A 15,455-nucleotide genomic window follows, 5' to 3' on the forward strand; every position below is an offset into this window, starting at 1 on the left:
TCACTTCATCTCTGGTTTTGCTGCCACTGGAGCTGCCATGCCTCCCTGCGCGTCCTCTGCTGCCGCTTCTGACTCCCTTGCCGCTTACCCATGGCTGCCCGACATCGGCCCTGTCGATGCCGTCGCCGCTGAGCGCACTCGTGCCTACCTCGACACTTTGACCAAGCCGCCCGGCAGCCTGGGCAGGCTCGAAGCGCTGGCGATTCAGCTCAGCGCCATCACGGGCAGCGCCCGCCCTCGGGTGGATAGCCCCGCCGTGGTGGTGTTTGCCGCCGACCACGGCGTGGCCGCTGAAGGCGTGTCGGCGTTTCCCCAGGAGGTGACCGCGCAGATGGTCGCCAACTTCGTTCAGCAGGGCGCGGCGATCAACGTGTTTGCCCGCCAGCTGGGCGCGCGGGTGGACGTGGTGGATGTCGGGGTGGCGTCGCCGCGACCGCTGCCGGGAGCCACCGATGCCCGCGTGCGTTCGGGCACAGCCAACATGCTGCACCACGACGCCATGCCGCTGGACGACGCGCGCCAGGCCATGCAGGCCGGCATGGCAGCGGTCGAACGGGCCGTAAAGGCGGGGGCCAATGGGCTCATCGTGGGCGAAATGGGCATCGCCAACACCACCGCCAGCAGCGCCATGCTGGCGGCCTTGCTAGGGGTGCCTGCCGCCCAGGTGGTGGGGGCGGGCACCGGCATCGACAGCACCCAGCAGGCTCACAAGGCGGCGGTCATCGAGCGGGCGCTGGCCAATCGCCAGGCGAATCCTGACGGCCCGCTGGAGGTGTTGTGCAAGCTGGGCGGCCTGGAAATCGCCGCCATGGCGGGCGCGTACCTGGCGGCGGCGGCCCACCGCCTGCCCGCCGTGGTGGATGGCTTCATTGCCACGGTGGCGGCCCTGACCGCCTGCCGCATGGCCCCAGCACTGCGCGACTACCTGGTGTTTGGCCACCGTTCGGCGGAGCCGGGCCACGCCCTGGCGCTGGAAGCCCTGGCGGCGCAGCCGCTGCTGGCCCTGGAAATGCGCCTGGGCGAGGGCAGTGGGGCGGCGCTGGCTTACCCGTTGCTACAGGCTGCTGCCGCCATGCTCAGTGACATGGCCACGTTCTCCCAGGCGGGGGTGAGTGGCAAGGCACCATGAGCCTAGACTTGCTGAGCCTGCCCGCTCTGGCCGGATGGGTCGCGCTGGCCATCGTCATCGATTTGATCGTGGGGGACCCGCGCGCGCTGCCCCACCCGGTGGTGATCATCGGCAAGGCGATTAGCGCCCTGGAGCACCGCTGGAACCACGGCAGCCCCCAGCGGCGGCGGCTGCTGGGCGGGTGCCTTACCCTGGTGGTGGTGCTGGGCACCTTTTCGGTGGCCTGGCTGGGGCTTGCGCTGTTGTCGTGGGTGCACCCCTGGTTGGGGCTGGCCGCCGAGCTGTGGCTACTGGCCACCACGCTGGCCATCAAGGGGCTGGCGGATGCCGGGCGGGCCATTGCCGCCCCGTTGCGGCAGGGCGACTTGCCCAGCGCGCGGCAGGCGCTTTCCAGAGTGGTGGGGCGTGATACCCAGGCCCTGGATGAAGCCGAGATTACCCGAGGCGCGGTGGAAACCGTGGCGGAAAACACCGTCGATGGCATTACCTCGCCGCTGCTGTTTGCGCTGCTGGGGGGCGCGCCGCTGGCGCTGGCCTACAAGGCCGTCAATACGCTGGACTCCATGGTGGGCTACCGGAACGAGCGCTACGGCGACTTCGGCTACGCCTCGGCCAGGCTGGACGACCTGGCCAACTGGCTGCCTGCCCGGCTGACCGCCCTGTGCCTGTGGCTGGCGGGCGTGCTGTATGGGGTGTTTCACCGCTCACCTCTGCGCTGGCGGGGCGCCCTGGCGGCCACCTGGCGCGAAGCACCCCGTCACCCAAGCCCCAACGCGGGCTGGCCCGAGGCAATGGTGGCGAATTTGCTGGGCGTCCAGTTGGGCGGCACCAACGTCTACCAGGGGCAAGTATCACACCGGGCCACGCTGGGCACCGCCCATGATTTACTGAAAGCCAGCCACATCACTACCACGATTTGGCTGATGCACGGGGCTTGGTTGATGTTCTTCCTGCTGCTGTTCTTCCTGCAGCTGTGCCTCGTGATGGCTACGGTGGCCGGGTGATGCGCGACCAGCCCGGCAACCTTCCCCTCGACCATTGGCCAAGCCACGGTGGCCAGGCCGCCGCGCTGCTGCAGCGCTTTGGCCTGCCTGCCGACCACCCGCTGGAAGATATCAGCGCCAACCTGAACCCGCTGGGCCCGCCCGACTGGGTAACCGGCTACCTGGCCCAACGCCTGGCTGGGCTGGGCCGCTACCCCGAACCGGACTACCGCGCCGCCAGACAGGCGATTGCCGAACACGCAGGCGTGGAGCCGGGGCAGGTACTGCTCACCAATGGTGGCGCGGAAGCCATCTTTCTGGCGGCGGCGCACCACGCTGGCCAGCAGGCGCTGATCGTCACCCCCACCTTTGGCGAGTACTCCCGGGCCTGCAACGCCCACGGTGTGCGCATCAGCGAGCTTGGCCTGTTGCCGGGCACCTTCGACCCGCCCGCGGCCGCGTTGCTGCAGGCGGCGGCCAGCGCTGATGTTGTGTTCATCTGTCGCCCCAACAACCCCACCGGCACGCTGCTGCCCGTGGCGCTTATCGAGGCGCTGCTGGGCACCTTGAAACCGGAGGCCTCGCTGGTGGTGGATGAAGCCTTCATCGACCTGGCATTGAAGGCTACACCGCTGACCCCGCTGCTCCAACGCTACCCGGCGTTGATCCTGCTGCGCTCCATGACCAAATTCTTTACCCTGCCGGGCCTGCGGCTGGGCTACGTGCTGGCCGATGAGGGGCGTATCGCTCAGCTTCAGGCGCAGCAACCGCCCTGGAGCGTCAATCATCTGGCTGCCGAACTGGTACCGCCGCTGCTGGCGGATGAGGACTTTGCCCGGCGTACCCACCAGTGGTTGGCCCGTGAGCAGCCGCGCATGGGCGCTGCCCTGGCCGCGCTGGGGCTGGAGGTGGTGCCTAGCCACAGCTGCTTTCATCTGGTGCGGCCTGGGGCCGCCCAGCGGCAGCGGGGCATTTCCAGTATCGTGCTGCTTGAACGCCTGCTTCACCAAGGTATGCTGGCGCGACATACCCATGGTTTTGCTGGCCTGAAGGGTGGTTGGCTAAGGCTGGCACTGCGCGATGGTGTGACCAATGATCGGTTGTCAAAGGTGCTGAATGATTGTCTTTGTTAGTGGAGGGGCTCGGTCGGGCAAGAGCCTGGTGGCGGAGCAGTGTGTTCAGCAGTACGCCGATGGCAAGACGTGTTACTACGTGGCTACCGCCGACATCTACGATAGCGAAATGGCCGAACGGGTAGGCCATCATCAGGCCCGCCGCGCCAACCACTGGGTCACCCTGGAAGCCCCGCTCAACATCGAACAGGCCGTGGCCCAGGTGCCCAACGGCCATGCCGCCCTGTTGGACTGCCTGACCCTCTGGGCCAGCCAGGTGATGTTCAATACTCAGGAGGACGCCGCGCCGGTCAGTGAAACGGAAGCCTTTGCGCTGTTGGTGCGTGCGCTTCACGATGCCCGCCGCCGGGGGGTGACGCTGGTGGTGGTCTCCAACGATCTCAACGAAGCGCCCTTGCCTGCCTCGGCAGAGGTGTGGCGCTACGTGGAATTCCTGCAAGGGTTGCACCGCTGGCTGGCGGCCCAGGCCGACCGGGTGGTGGAGGTAGTGGCCGGGCAGTCCATCGAATGGAAGGCGGCTGGCGCACCATGAAAAATGCCCTGTACGGCATGCTGCTGGCGCTGCAGTTTCTGACGCGCCTGCCGATCCCCCTTGCCTGCCCCTGGACACCGGCCACCCGGCGCTGGGCCATTCGCGCTTACCCGCTGGTGGGCCTGATGGTGGGAGCGCTGCTGGCCTGTGTCGCCCTGCTGTTGGGCCAGTGGCAAACCCCATCGCCCATTACGGCGCTGGTACTGCTTAGCCTGTGGGTGGCCATTTCCGGTGGCCTGCACCTGGATGGCGTGATGGACCTGGCCGATGCGTTGGGCAGCAACCAGCCCGTGGCCCGCCGATGGGAAATCATGAAAGACCCGCAAATCGGCAGCTTCGGTATGCTGGCGCTGCTGTTTTTGCTGGCCTGGAAGGGCGTGCTGCTCTGGGCGCTGCTGCAGTATCACGCGCCGCTGTGGTGGCTCGCGGTAGTACCCGCACTGGGGCGCTGGGCGGGCGTGGCGCTGCTCGTGCTGACCCCATGCGCCCACTCGCGCGGCCTGGCTTGGAGCTGGCAGCTGTCGTTGGGACGCCGCGATGTAGGCGTGGCGCTCCTGCCGCTGATCCCGCTCGCCATGCTCTGGCCGTTAGCCGCGCTGTGGCTGGCAGCGCTGGCATGTTGGGTAGCGCTGGTACGCAGAGCACTGCTGCGCTCGTTTAACGGCATCAACGGCGATATGGTCGGCGCCACCATCGAAGGAGGAGAGCTTTGGCTACTGATCTTAATGTGGAGCTGGTGGCAGTTCGTCACGGTATCACCGCCTGGAATCTAGAGCGCCGTTACCAAGGCCAGCGGGATATTCCGCTGCTGTTTCCTGAGGCGGAGGAGGGGCTGTTAGCGTTGCGCGCGGCCCTGGCCGATGAGCGTTTCGACGCCATTTACGCCAGCGACCTAGGTCGCTGCCAAGAAACCCTGGCCTGGTCCCAGGCGGCCAAGCCGGGGGGTCCCGTCTACGCCGAACCGCGCTTACGGGAACTCGATTTTGGCGAGTACGAAGGCAAGGTTTACGATGAATTAAAAGAACTGCCGCACTATCGCGCCTGGATCGATAGCGCCGGAGAGCTACAAATTCCCGGTGGCGAATCCTCTGGCCAACTGCGCGAACGGCTGGATGCCTGGCTCGACGATGTTGCGGAACATACTCGGCAACACGGCTATCGAAAAGTGTTGGTAGTGACCCACGGCGGCGTGATTCGTGAATTGCGCCGCCGTTTCGAAACCCTCGATTTTTGGCAGGGAATCGTGCATCAAGCCCAGGGACGGCGCTGGCAGCTCGCGTATCAAGCAGGTGAGGACGGAAAAGGAGAATGGCAATGCAACTGTTCATTGGCGGTGCCAGCGCAGGTAAGCGCGACGCAGTAAAACAACGCTTTCCCGGCGCGATGTGGTGGCGTCTAGCCCCTGGCCAGCGTCTTCACGAGGTCTCTCAGGTCATGTTGCCCAACACGCCACTGGTGTTACATGGCTTATTTGAATGGCTGACCGCGGTGCTGGACTCCGACATCAGCAGCGACGAGTGGCGCGCCCAGTGGCGGGAAGATTTACAGCGCCTCGAGCAAGCCGCCGCTGCAGAGAACGTCGCGCTGGTGATCATTGCCAATGAGTTGGGGCGTGGCCTCGTCCCAGTGGCCCGCCACCAGCGCCGCCTGCGGGATTTGAGCGGCTGGTTCACCCAGGACGCCGCCGCTCACGCCGAGCAGGTGTGGTACGTGCGCCACGGCTTGGTACAAGCGCTGAAAGGCGCATCAGCAAATTGACCACCCCCTAACAAGTTGCTAGTTTACGCACACTCTCAGGTGCTGGTGGCGTAACCGCCATTAGTTAAACGGGAAGTTGGTGAACATGGTCATGTCATGGCTGTGTCAATCCAACGCTGCCCCCGCAACGGTGATCGAGACAAGAACGGCTAGAGACGCCACTGTGCCTTGGCATGGGAAGGTGGTCGTTCGGAAAAGGGTCGGCGCTTAGGTAAAGCGCCCCTCTTTCGCTCGTCAGCCCGGAGACCGGCCTAAGAGTGATGGCTTGAAGAAAGCCACGGATTACCGGCATGCGGAGGGCATGTACAGGGTGACGTTACGTGGCGCTCTGCCACGGATTTCCCTTGTGTGCCCCTGCTCGGTCACTAAAAAATACGCTGTGCGGGTGAGCACAGCGAGCAAGGGACCCACCATGTTCAATCGTTTTCATACCCCCGCAACGCTTGCGGCGTTTACCATGGCCGCGCTACCGCTGGCCGTTCAGGCGCAAAGCGCATCGGCCACCGCGACGGCCTCCAACACGCTGAATCCCGTCGTGGTCACGGCCGCACTCGCTCCGCGCACCGCTAATGAAAGCCTCTCTTCGGTCACGGTAATCGACGAGGCCGCGCTGCGCCGCCAAGACCCCGTCAGTATTACCGACCTGCTGCGTGGCCAGCCGGGCGTGGACGTTTCCAGTAACGGTAGCTTTGGCAAGAATAGCAGCGTCTTCATTCGCGGCACGGGCAGCGCTCAGAACGTATTGCTGATCGACGGCATTCGCCTGAATTCAGCCACCAGCGGCGGTGCCGCTTGGCAATCCCTCGAACCGCGCATGTTTGAACGCGCGGAAATCGTGCGTGGCCCTCGGGGCAGCCTGTACGGGGCCGATGCCATAGGCGGCGTGATTCAGTTGTTCACCCCGCAGGGCGAAGAGGAAGGCCCGCAGCCGAGCATCTCGGCGGGGGGCGGCTCGTTCAATACCCAGCGGCTGAGTGCCGGCATCAGTGGGAAAGAGGGCGGCACCCGCTATAGTTTTTCTGGCAGCCATTTCAATACTGACGGTCAGCCAGTGCGCCGTGATGGCGACGACAAAGGCTACGACAACACCTCCGCGCTGGCGCGCGTGTCGCACACGTTCGATAACGGTGCCGAAGCAGGCGTGTTGGCGCTGCGTGCCCGTGGGCATAACGAGTACGACGGTGGCGAAAACGATTTTGTCCAGCAGGTCGCAGGCGTGTACGGCGAGCTGCCGCTGGCCGACAACTGGCGCAGTCGGTTAACGCTCAGCGAAGCTCGGGATGAAAGCGATAATTTCGCAGATTACGGCGATTCCGTGTTCAATACCAAGATACGCACGGCGCGTTGGGAAAATACCGTGACCGTGGGTGCCCACGAAGTCGTCGCCGGGGCCGAGTACAGTGAAGACCGCGTAGATAGCACCACCGCCTACGATGAAACCAGCCGCAGCAACGCTGCCGTTTTCACTCAAGCCCTGTTGGACTTCTCTCCCTTCACACTACAAGGCAGCCTTCGCTTTGACGACAACGAGTCCTACGGCGAAGAAGTGACGGGCAGCGTTGGCGTAGGCTACGACGTGGATGGCCACCATACCCTGCGCGCTAACTATGGCACTGCGTTCAACGCGCCGACTTACAACCAGCTTTACTACCCAGGCTTTGGTAACCCGGACTTGGCGTCTGAAACCTCCGAGTCGATCGAAGTCGGTGTGCGCGGCCAGTATGCCCGCTGGTTCTGGGATGCGGCGCTTTACCAAACCGATATCGACAACCTGATTGCAGGCCAAGGTCTGCAGTTCAACGTGCCGGAAACCCGCATTCGCGGTGCGGAGCTGAGTACCGGCGTCGAAGTGAATGAGTGGACGCTGGCCGCCGCGCTGACCTACACCGACCCTGAAAACCGCCTGACCGGCAAACGCCTGCAGAACCGCGCCTCGCAAAGCCTGCGCCTTGATGTAGACCGCGAGCTGGGGGAGTGGTCCGTGGGTGGCTCTTGGGTCGCGCAAAACCATCGGTATCGTGACGCGGCCAACGAAGATCGCCTGAGCGGGTATGGTTTGGTGAACCTGCGTGCAGGCTGGCAGTTTGCGCCGCTGTGGAGCGCTCGGGTAACGTTAGAGAACGTGCTAGACCAAGACTACGTCACCACGCGCTCGTTTGACGGCGCTGACTACATCAACGCAGGCCGGGCAGGATTCTTGAGTGTTCACTTTGGCCAATAAACAGCAGCAAATCGGCGGCGCCTTGGGCGCCGCTTTACTATGGCTAGGCAGCGGGATTGCCAACCCCTTTCATGCAGACAACCCCAGCCGCTGCGCGGTAGACGACCGTGGCCGGGAAGTGTGCCTGCACGCTTCGGCCAACCGCATTGCCACGCTTTCACCCGGTGCGACGGAACTCACCTACGCTGCAGGCGCAGGAGATCAGGTGGTGGCCGTGGTGAGTTACAGCGACTACCCGCCGGAAGCCCAAGACGTGGCCTCGGTAGGCAGTCATACCCGAATCGATTTGGAAGCCCTGGTCGGGCTTGCCCCGGATTTAGTCATCGGCTGGGTCACCGGTAACCCCGCCGAGCAGATGGAAACCCTCGAAGCGCTGGGCATGCCGGTGTTCTACATCGAGCCGCGCAGCGTGGAAGACGTCGCCCACACCATCGAACGCTTAGCTCGCTTGGCCGGTACCGAACCAGTCGGGCGGCAGGCGGCGAATGCTTTCAGGGAAGGCATGGCGGCACTCACCGCCCGCTATAGCGACCGCGACCCGGTACCTACGTTTTATCAGGTGTGGGACGAGCCGCTGATGGGCGTTAGTGATGAACACCTGATCGGCCAAGTGGTGCAGCTGTGCGGCGGCGAAAACGTGTTTGGCGATCAGCACCGTTTAGTACCGCGCTTGGATGATGAAGCCGTACTGGCGGCCAACCCCGAGGCCATCATTGCCGGTGGCATGGGGGAGGAGAACCGCGACTGGCTCACCCACTGGGAGCAGTACCCCAACCTTGCCGCTGTGGAAGCGGGTAACCTCTATTTCGTGCCGCCTTCTTTAATTCAGCGTCCCACGCCGCGCCTGTTGGAAGGCGCGCAGATTCTGTGTGAAAAGCTCGAACAAACCCGCCAAAAGCGCGGGGCCTCTTGATGGTGGCGCGCCTGTGGCAACCCCTAGGCCTGCTGGCGCTGATTGCCGTGGCCGCCATGCTGTTTTCTCTGGCGGTAGGTAGCGCGCAGCTCTCGGCAGCGCAGCTCTGGGCGGTGGTGCAGGGCCAGGGCGATGCGCTGGCGCGCACCATGGTGATAGAGCTTCGCCTGCCACGGGCGCTTTCCGCCTTTGCGGTGGGCGGGCTGCTGGCGGTGGCCGGAGCTTTAATGCAGGTACTTCTGCGCAACCCGCTGGCGGACCCCTACGTGCTGGGGCTTTCCGGCGGGGCATCCATCGGTGCGCTGGCGGCCATGCTGGCAGGCGTGGGCGGCGTGCTGATGTCCGGCTCGGCATTTTTAGGCGCGCTGCTTTCCACGTTTTTAGTCTTTGGCCTAGCCCACGGCAGCGGCGGTTGGACGCCTTCACGGCTGTTGCTGACTGGCGTGGTGGTAGCAGCGGGGTGGGGCGCGGTGATTACCCTTATGCTCGCGCTAAGCCCCGCTGAGCGGCTGCCGGGAATGCTCTATTGGCTGATGGGGGATTTATCCTACGCCCGCGCGCCATGGCCGCCTTTGCTGCTGTTGATGGCCACCTGCGTGCTGCTGATACCGCTGGGTCGCAGCCTGAACGTGTTGGCCCGTGGCCCGCAGCAAGCGGCTGCCCTCGGCGTAGATGTTCGCCCGCTGGAGTGGGGCATCTACATTGCCGCCAGCCTCTTAACCGCCGCCGCCGTGACCACCGCAGGCAGTATTGGGTTTGTGGGGCTGGTAGTGCCCCACATGCTGCGCCTGCTGTTAGGCAATGACCAGCGGCTGATTCTGCCTGCCTGCGCCCTGGCAGGCGGCACGCTGCTGGTACTGGCCGACACCCTAGCGCGAACGATGATGGCCCCTGAACAGCTCCCCGTGGGCGTGATTACCGCGCTGCTGGGCGTGCCCACCTTCCTCTTTTTGCTCTACCGGAGCCGCTGATGACCCGCTTGGCGACTCAAGACCTGATCATCAACGTGCCGGGGTGCAGCGCAGGCACGGCGCTGAACCTCATCATCGAGCCAGGGCAGGTGTGGGGCGTGCTTGGCCCCAACGGGGCGGGCAAAACCACGCTGCTGCATACGCTGGCGGGGTTAAACGCCCCCCGTTCCGGGCAGGTGTTGATAGGCAACACGCTGCTTAGCCAACTGCGCAGGCGGCAAGTGGCGCAGCAGCTAGGGCTGGTGTTTCAAGAGCGCCTAGACGGCTTTCCCGCCACGGTGCTAGAGACCGCGCTGATTGGCCGCCACCCGTACCTTTCCCTGTGGCAGATGGAAGGTGCCGACGACTACGCCCGCGCTGAAGCCGCCTTGGAAGCGCTGGATGTGGCGCATCTTCGCCACCGCTTGGTCAACACGCTTTCCGGCGGTGAACGCCAGCGGGTAGCCATGGCGACGGTGCTTACCCAAGCGCCCAACATTTGGCTGGCGGACGAACCCACCAACCACCTGGATTTACACCACCAAAGCGCAGTAATGGCGCTAATGGCCGAGCAGGCCGCCCAGGGCAGCGCGGTGATGATGTGCCTGCACGATTTAAATTTAGCCGCCCGCTGGTGCGACCACATTCTGTTGCTCTACCCCAGCGGCGAAGCCTGCTGGGGCCCACGGGACACCATGCTGGTGCCCAGCGCCCTAGAGCGGCTCTACCGCCAGCGGCTTGCCACGGTAGAAGTAGATGGCGCGCCGGTGTTTGTGCCCATCCAGGCGCCCCTTACCGACCATGAGTGATTTAAGGAAGTAACATGTTCCAGGGTAAAGCACACGCGGCACTTATCAGCGCCCCCGGTTCCGGCCAGGGCAAATCCATGGTGACGGCGGCGCTGGCGCGGCTGCACCGTAACGCCGGGCGCACCGTGCGGGTATTCAAACACGGCCCCGACTACCTAGACCCCATGGTGCAGGAAGTCGCTTCCGGCCAGCCGGTGTATCAGCTTCACCCCTGGATGACCGGCGAGCACGAATGCCGCTGGCGCTTAGCCAAAGCCGCCCAAGAAGCCGACGTGATTTTGGTGGAAGGCTCCATGGGGCTATTCGATGGCTCGCCCTCCAGCGCGGACTTAGCCATCCTGGCGGGCATTCCCGCGCTGCCGGTGATCGATGCCTGGGGCATGGCGCAAACCTTTGGCGCGGTGGCCCAAGGCCTGGCCAACTACCACCCCGACCTCGCCATTCATGAAGTGATCGCCAACCGCATCGGCAGCCCCGGCCACGGTAAGCTGTTGAATGAGAGCATGCCGGAAGGCATTGCGCTGCTAGGCGCAATTCCCCGTCATGACGCCATGAAAGTCCCCGACCGCCACTTAGGCCTAGTGCAAGCCAGCGAGCTGAGCGGCCTGGATGCCCAGCTAGATGCCGCCGCCAAGGTGTTAGAAGACGCCGGGCTAGGTCGCCTGCCTAAAGAGGTAACGCTAAGCGCTGACGCCCCCACGCCTGCACCGGACTATTTGCGCGGCGTGCGTATCGCTATCGCCAAAGACGACGCCTTCGCGTTTATCTACCGCGCGAATCTCGATGTATTAGAAGAGATGGGCGCGACGCTGCACTTCTTCTCACCGCTCAACGACGCAGCACTGCCAGAATGCGATGCCCTCTGGCTGCCCGGCGGCTACCCAGAACTGCACGCCGCCCGCTTCAGCGCCAACCAGCCCATGCGCGAGGCGATCAGCGCCCATCACCGCGCAAGCAAACCCATTCTCGCCGAGTGCGGCGGGCTAATGAGCTGCGTTGAGCTGCTGGTCGACGGCGAAGGCACAAGCCACACAATGATGGGGCTGCTGCCCGGCACCGCCAAAATGGCCGGTAAGCTGACAGCACTTGGGCTACAAAGCCTGCACACCCATAGCGGCGAACTGCGCGGCCACACCTACCACCACTCGCTGTTGGAAACCTCCATGCAGCCGCTGGCTCGCACCCGCAAACTGGCCGGTAGCGAAGCCGAGCCGATTTATCGTGATGGTGCGCTGGTAGCTAGCTACTTCCATGGCTACTTCCCCTCAGCACCCAGGCTGGTGGCGGATATCTTCACCGGCCAACCAATTCACCTAGCGGAGTAACGGGCAGGGGAGAGCGCAGCCACAAGCCCAAAATATGGAAGGTTTTTCCATAAAGCAGCAGTGGGCTATCATAGAGCGGCGAGACACTCCCCAACCCTAAAGGAGCTACCATGAGCTTTTACGTATACCTTTCCGGCGAGATTCACACTGACTGGCGTGAAGAGATCCAGCGCGGCGCAGAAGCGGCAGGCCTGGATGTCGTCTTCACCGCCCCGGTGACCGACCACGACGCCTCTGATGCAGCAGGCGACCATCTGGGCAAACCGGACAACGGCTTCTGGCGCGACCACCAGTCGTCCAAAGTGAACGCTATCCGCACCCGCACGATGATTGAACAGGCGGATTTAGTGGTGGTGCGCTTTGGCGACAAGTACAAACAGTGGAATGCCGCCTTTGACGCAGGCTACTGCGCGGCACTGGCCAAGCCCTACATCACCCTGCACAGCGAAGAGATTGTTCACCCGCTGAAAGAAGTCGACGCCCAAGCGCAAGCCTGGTGCACCACCACCGATCAGGTCGTGGAAACCCTGCGCTACGTGCTGAAAGCATAAAACTTAGATCGTAAAAGATAGAACACCCCAAGGAGACCCCATGCGCGAAAATGCCAAAACCCCAGAACGCCATGCCCAGCGCATGGCGGCCAAGCAGAAAATCATGAACGAGCGCATTGCCCGCGCCGATAAAGAGCAGGGCATCTTGCTGGTGCTTACCGGCCCCGGCAAAGGCAAAAGCAGCTCCGGTTTTGGCATGCTCGCCCGCGCCCTTGGCCACGGCATGAAGGTCGGCGTGGTGCAGTTCATCAAGGGCGCGTTCAGCACCGGCGAAGAAGCCTTCTTCCGCAACCTGCCCAACGTGGACTACCACGTGATGGGCGAAGGCTACACCTGGGACACCCAAGACCGCGAACGCGACGTCGCCGCCGCCAACGCCGCCTGGGAACAAGCCAAGCGCATGCTCCAAGACGACAGCTACCACATGGTACTGCTCGACGAACTCAACATCGCCCTACGCTACGAGTACCTCGACCTAGACCAAGTCCTCGACGACCTACAAGCCCGCCCCGCCATGCAGCACGCCATCGTCACCGGCCGCTACGCCCCCCAACCACTCATCGACCTCGCCGACACCGTCACCGAAATGAAAGTGGTCAAACACGCCTTCAAAGACCAAGGCATTAAAGCTCAGAAAGGGATAGAGCTTTAAGGGGGAAGGGCGGTTAGTGAATTGAGAATGGTGAGGGGACGATAACCGAACCCTCATTACCCTGCGCTTTGGCGGCCTGAAGTTGTAGGAGGGAGCTTCAGCTCGCGACGATCAAGCCACAAAGCTTAACATTCCCTCAAAACTAAATGTGGCCACCTGTGGGAAATGGGATGGACCCGTCCCTCTGTGCCAAGATGAAGAAGCACTTCATCTAACGTGTGCAGAGCACTGACGGCATCTTGAAAGAGGATCCATCCATGAACAACATTAGCATTGTGGGTATTGATCTTGCCAAGCATGTTTTCCAACTTCATGCGGTCGATAATCGTGGCCATCAAGTGTTTAGCAAAAAGGTTAAACGTGATCAGTTAAGCACCGTGATCGGGAACCTTCCGCCCTGTCTCGTGGCCATGGAAGCATGTGGCTCCGCTCACTATTGGGCACGTGAAATCCGGCAGCTGGGTCACGAGGCACACCTGCTTCCCCCGCAGGCCGTCAAACCGTTTATTCAAGGCCATAAAAATGATGCGCGTGATGCCGCCGGTATTGCCGAGGCGGCAGCACGTCCAGCGACAAGGCGCGTGGCGGTGAAAACGCAGGAACAGCAGTCACTACAAGCACTCCACCGGGTGCGCAGCCGCCTGGTGCGTGCTCGGACGGCCGTTGGCAACGAGCTGCGCGGGCTGTTAAATGAGTTTGGCATCATTGTGGCCCAAGGCCACCGTGTCATCCGACAAGGCGATATACGTCGATTACTAGACGAGCGTCACACTCAGTTGGGAACCGCCTTGTGTGACGTCATGCATGACCTCCTAGACGAGTGGCAAGCACTCGACACGCGCATCGCCGAGTACGATAAACGGCTCGGCGCGTATGTTCAGGCCACTCCCAGCATGAAGCAATTGATGAGCGTTCCAGGCATTGGCCCTGTCAATGCCACGTTGCTCTTCAGTCATATGGGGGATCCCAAGCGCTTCCCTAATGGACGGCAATTTAGCGCCTCCATTGGCTTGGTCCCAAGACAGTACTCAAGTGGCGGCAAGAACATCTTGAAAAGCATTACCAAACGCGGCAATAGCGAGGTCCGCCGTCAACTGGTTCATGGGGCGAGAGCGGCGTTGAGGCAGTTTCAACGTCAAGAGCACCCCGACCGATTAGCGCAATGGATCATTCGGTTGGCGGCACGGGTAGGCCAACGCAAGGCGATTGTGGCCTTGGCGAACAAAATGGCGCGAATTTGCTGGTCGATACTCGCTCATCAACGCTCTTATCAAGCATAGAAAAGTGAGGCAGCTGCCTCGACGAGGCCCTTAGAAAAAAGTCATATTGTTGTTTGAAGTAAGCACACCCGAGGTTGCGTGAGTAAGGCAATTGATGGCACACAGGTAAGACCGACTCTCTGTCACTCTGTGAAGCTCGGAGGCCCAATGAGAGGCCGCGTGGGAGATTAAGAGCAGAGAGTGCGCATTCCATCAGGGCCAGATAGCAGCGCTATCATCAAAGGCCGGATATAAGCGTGCAGTCCTCATCCGTGTCCATCTCGTGGCTTGCTTGCTCAACGGGACGGGTCCATATAAGGGAGCTTTAGCTCGCGATGATAAAGCCACATAGCCCAATCCCGTAGCGCGGCGTAACGACTGAGCGAGAGCAACGAGCGAAGAAGGCAACTAGCCGCCCATCCACCACGCCATAAGCAAGCACCCACCTCAAGTTCCGCACTCATCAACCACCATTCTTTGACCAATCACAATTTGTCCAGAATCTGCGTGACCTAAGCTAAATTTATGAATAGAGTATGATTGAACCTTAAAAAGCAGCAGGCACGCGAATTTTGGATATGCTGCCATGTTCCAGAAATAGTTCAATTAAAATAATGGATTATGATTATTTGAGTGGCTATATAACACCAATAATCGTGCTGGCGCGTTCAGTTATATTATGTGGAAGGCTGTATAATCACTGTTATGCATTTTTTAGGAAAGAGGAACTATGGGTGTTGAAGTCAGGCGAGCAGAGCCATCAGATGCTAAAGCGATAAAAGGAATTTATGAGTGCCCAAATGCCTACACCAGCACATTACAACTTCCGCTTCCATCCTCGGATATGTGGGAAAAACGTTTCCAGAATATTCCAGAGCATGTTTATGCGTATGTGGCAGTAGTGGACGGTGAAGTAGTAGGTAATTTGGGCTTTGAGCTATGTACCAATCCGCGACGTCGTCACGTTGGTATATTCGGTATGGGCGTCAAAGACGATGTTCAAGGTATAGGTGTTGGTAGTGCTTTACTTAAAACGGTTATCGATTTAGCGGATAACTGGCTGAATTTGAAACGAATCGAATTGACGGTCTATGTGGATAACGAACGAGCGATTAACTTGTACAAGAAATTCGGCTTTGTAATTGAAGGTGAGTCGAAAGCTTATGCATTCAGAAATGGCAGCTACGTTGACGCTTACTATATGGCTCGCGTTGTGGCACATGCATAACAAACGGCTCAA

At 61.7% G+C, this 15,455-nt stretch carries 16 protein-coding genes and 1 riboswitch; all 16 genes read left to right on the top strand.

What is annotated here, in order from left to right:
* Positions 1–37: 37 nt before the first annotated feature.
* The 16 genes from cobT (at position 38) to CTT34_RS07410 (ending at position 15,443) form a co-directional block, all read left to right on the top strand.
* Positions 38–1,129 (top strand): nicotinate-nucleotide--dimethylbenzimidazole phosphoribosyltransferase, encoded by a 1,092-nt coding sequence (cobT, locus tag CTT34_RS07335; RefSeq protein ID WP_159341846.1) that lies wholly within the window; start codon positions 38–40, stop codon positions 1,127–1,129.
* Complete coding sequence (gene cbiB, locus CTT34_RS07340) at positions 1,126–2,133, top strand: adenosylcobinamide-phosphate synthase CbiB (RefSeq protein WP_159341847.1); 1,008 nt, start codon at positions 1,126–1,128, stop codon at positions 2,131–2,133. The genes cobT and cbiB overlap by 4 nt, the downstream gene beginning before the upstream one ends.
* Positions 2,133–3,245, top strand: coding sequence for a threonine-phosphate decarboxylase CobD (gene cobD / locus CTT34_RS07345; protein ID WP_159341848.1), 1,113 nt, complete (start codon positions 2,133–2,135; stop codon positions 3,243–3,245). The genes cbiB and cobD overlap by 1 nt, the downstream gene beginning before the upstream one ends.
* Entirely contained in the window at positions 3,229–3,777 is a 549-nt protein-coding gene (locus tag CTT34_RS07350) for a bifunctional adenosylcobinamide kinase/adenosylcobinamide-phosphate guanylyltransferase (protein WP_054641776.1), read from the top strand. The genes cobD and CTT34_RS07350 overlap by 17 nt, the downstream gene beginning before the upstream one ends.
* A complete protein-coding gene (cobS, locus tag CTT34_RS07355; protein ID WP_159341849.1) occupies positions 3,774–4,550 on the top strand; it encodes an adenosylcobinamide-GDP ribazoletransferase in 777 nt (258 codons plus the stop codon). Before CTT34_RS07350 ends, cobS begins: the two co-directional genes overlap by 4 nt.
* On the top strand, positions 4,487–5,140 hold the full coding sequence (locus CTT34_RS07360; protein ID WP_159341850.1) for a histidine phosphatase family protein: 654 nt from the start codon (positions 4,487–4,489) through the stop codon (positions 5,138–5,140). The genes cobS and CTT34_RS07360 overlap by 64 nt, the downstream gene beginning before the upstream one ends.
* Positions 5,092–5,535: a bifunctional adenosylcobinamide kinase/adenosylcobinamide-phosphate guanylyltransferase gene (locus CTT34_RS07365; RefSeq protein WP_159341851.1), complete on the top strand. Its 444-nt coding sequence runs from the start codon at positions 5,092–5,094 to the stop codon at positions 5,533–5,535. Before CTT34_RS07360 ends, CTT34_RS07365 begins: the two co-directional genes overlap by 49 nt.
* Before the next feature lie 20 nt (positions 5,536–5,555).
* A riboswitch (cobalamin riboswitch) is annotated at positions 5,556–5,804 on the top strand.
* Between the two features lie 143 nt (positions 5,805–5,947).
* Entirely contained in the window at positions 5,948–7,756 is a 1,809-nt protein-coding gene (locus tag CTT34_RS07370) for a TonB-dependent receptor domain-containing protein (protein WP_159341852.1), read from the top strand.
* Positions 7,737–8,669 (top strand): cobalamin-binding protein, encoded by a 933-nt coding sequence (locus CTT34_RS07375; RefSeq protein WP_159341853.1) that lies wholly within the window; start codon positions 7,737–7,739, stop codon positions 8,667–8,669. Before CTT34_RS07370 ends, CTT34_RS07375 begins: the two co-directional genes overlap by 20 nt.
* On the top strand, positions 8,669–9,640 hold the full coding sequence (locus CTT34_RS07380; RefSeq protein WP_159341854.1) for a FecCD family ABC transporter permease: 972 nt from the start codon (positions 8,669–8,671) through the stop codon (positions 9,638–9,640). Before CTT34_RS07375 ends, CTT34_RS07380 begins: the two co-directional genes overlap by 1 nt.
* Positions 9,640–10,428: an ABC transporter ATP-binding protein gene (locus tag CTT34_RS07385; protein ID WP_159341855.1), complete on the top strand. Its 789-nt coding sequence runs from the start codon at positions 9,640–9,642 to the stop codon at positions 10,426–10,428. The genes CTT34_RS07380 and CTT34_RS07385 overlap by 1 nt, the downstream gene beginning before the upstream one ends.
* 14 nt (positions 10,429–10,442) lie before the next feature.
* Positions 10,443–11,753 (top strand): cobyrinic acid a,c-diamide synthase CobB, encoded by a 1,311-nt coding sequence (locus CTT34_RS07390; RefSeq protein ID WP_159341856.1) that lies wholly within the window; start codon positions 10,443–10,445, stop codon positions 11,751–11,753.
* Positions 11,754–11,863: 110 nt separating this feature from the next.
* The gene (locus tag CTT34_RS07395; RefSeq protein WP_159341857.1) at positions 11,864–12,304 is read left to right on the top strand and encodes a YtoQ family protein; all 441 of its coding nucleotides are present in this window, start codon (positions 11,864–11,866) and stop codon (positions 12,302–12,304) included.
* Between the two features lie 40 nt (positions 12,305–12,344).
* Positions 12,345–12,956 (top strand): cob(I)yrinic acid a,c-diamide adenosyltransferase, encoded by a 612-nt coding sequence (gene cobO / locus CTT34_RS07400; protein ID WP_159341858.1) that lies wholly within the window; start codon positions 12,345–12,347, stop codon positions 12,954–12,956.
* 257 nt (positions 12,957–13,213) lie between these two features.
* Positions 13,214–14,236: an IS110 family RNA-guided transposase gene (locus CTT34_RS07405; RefSeq protein ID WP_044630514.1), complete on the top strand. Its 1,023-nt coding sequence runs from the start codon at positions 13,214–13,216 to the stop codon at positions 14,234–14,236.
* 709 nt (positions 14,237–14,945) lie between these two features.
* Complete coding sequence (locus CTT34_RS07410) at positions 14,946–15,443, top strand: GNAT family N-acetyltransferase (RefSeq protein WP_159341859.1); 498 nt, start codon at positions 14,946–14,948, stop codon at positions 15,441–15,443.
* The last annotated feature ends 12 nt before the right edge of the window (positions 15,444–15,455 follow it).

The organism is Halomonas meridiana (assembly GCF_009846525.1).
In the GTDB taxonomy this organism is placed as follows: domain Bacteria; phylum Pseudomonadota; class Gammaproteobacteria; order Pseudomonadales; family Halomonadaceae; genus Vreelandella.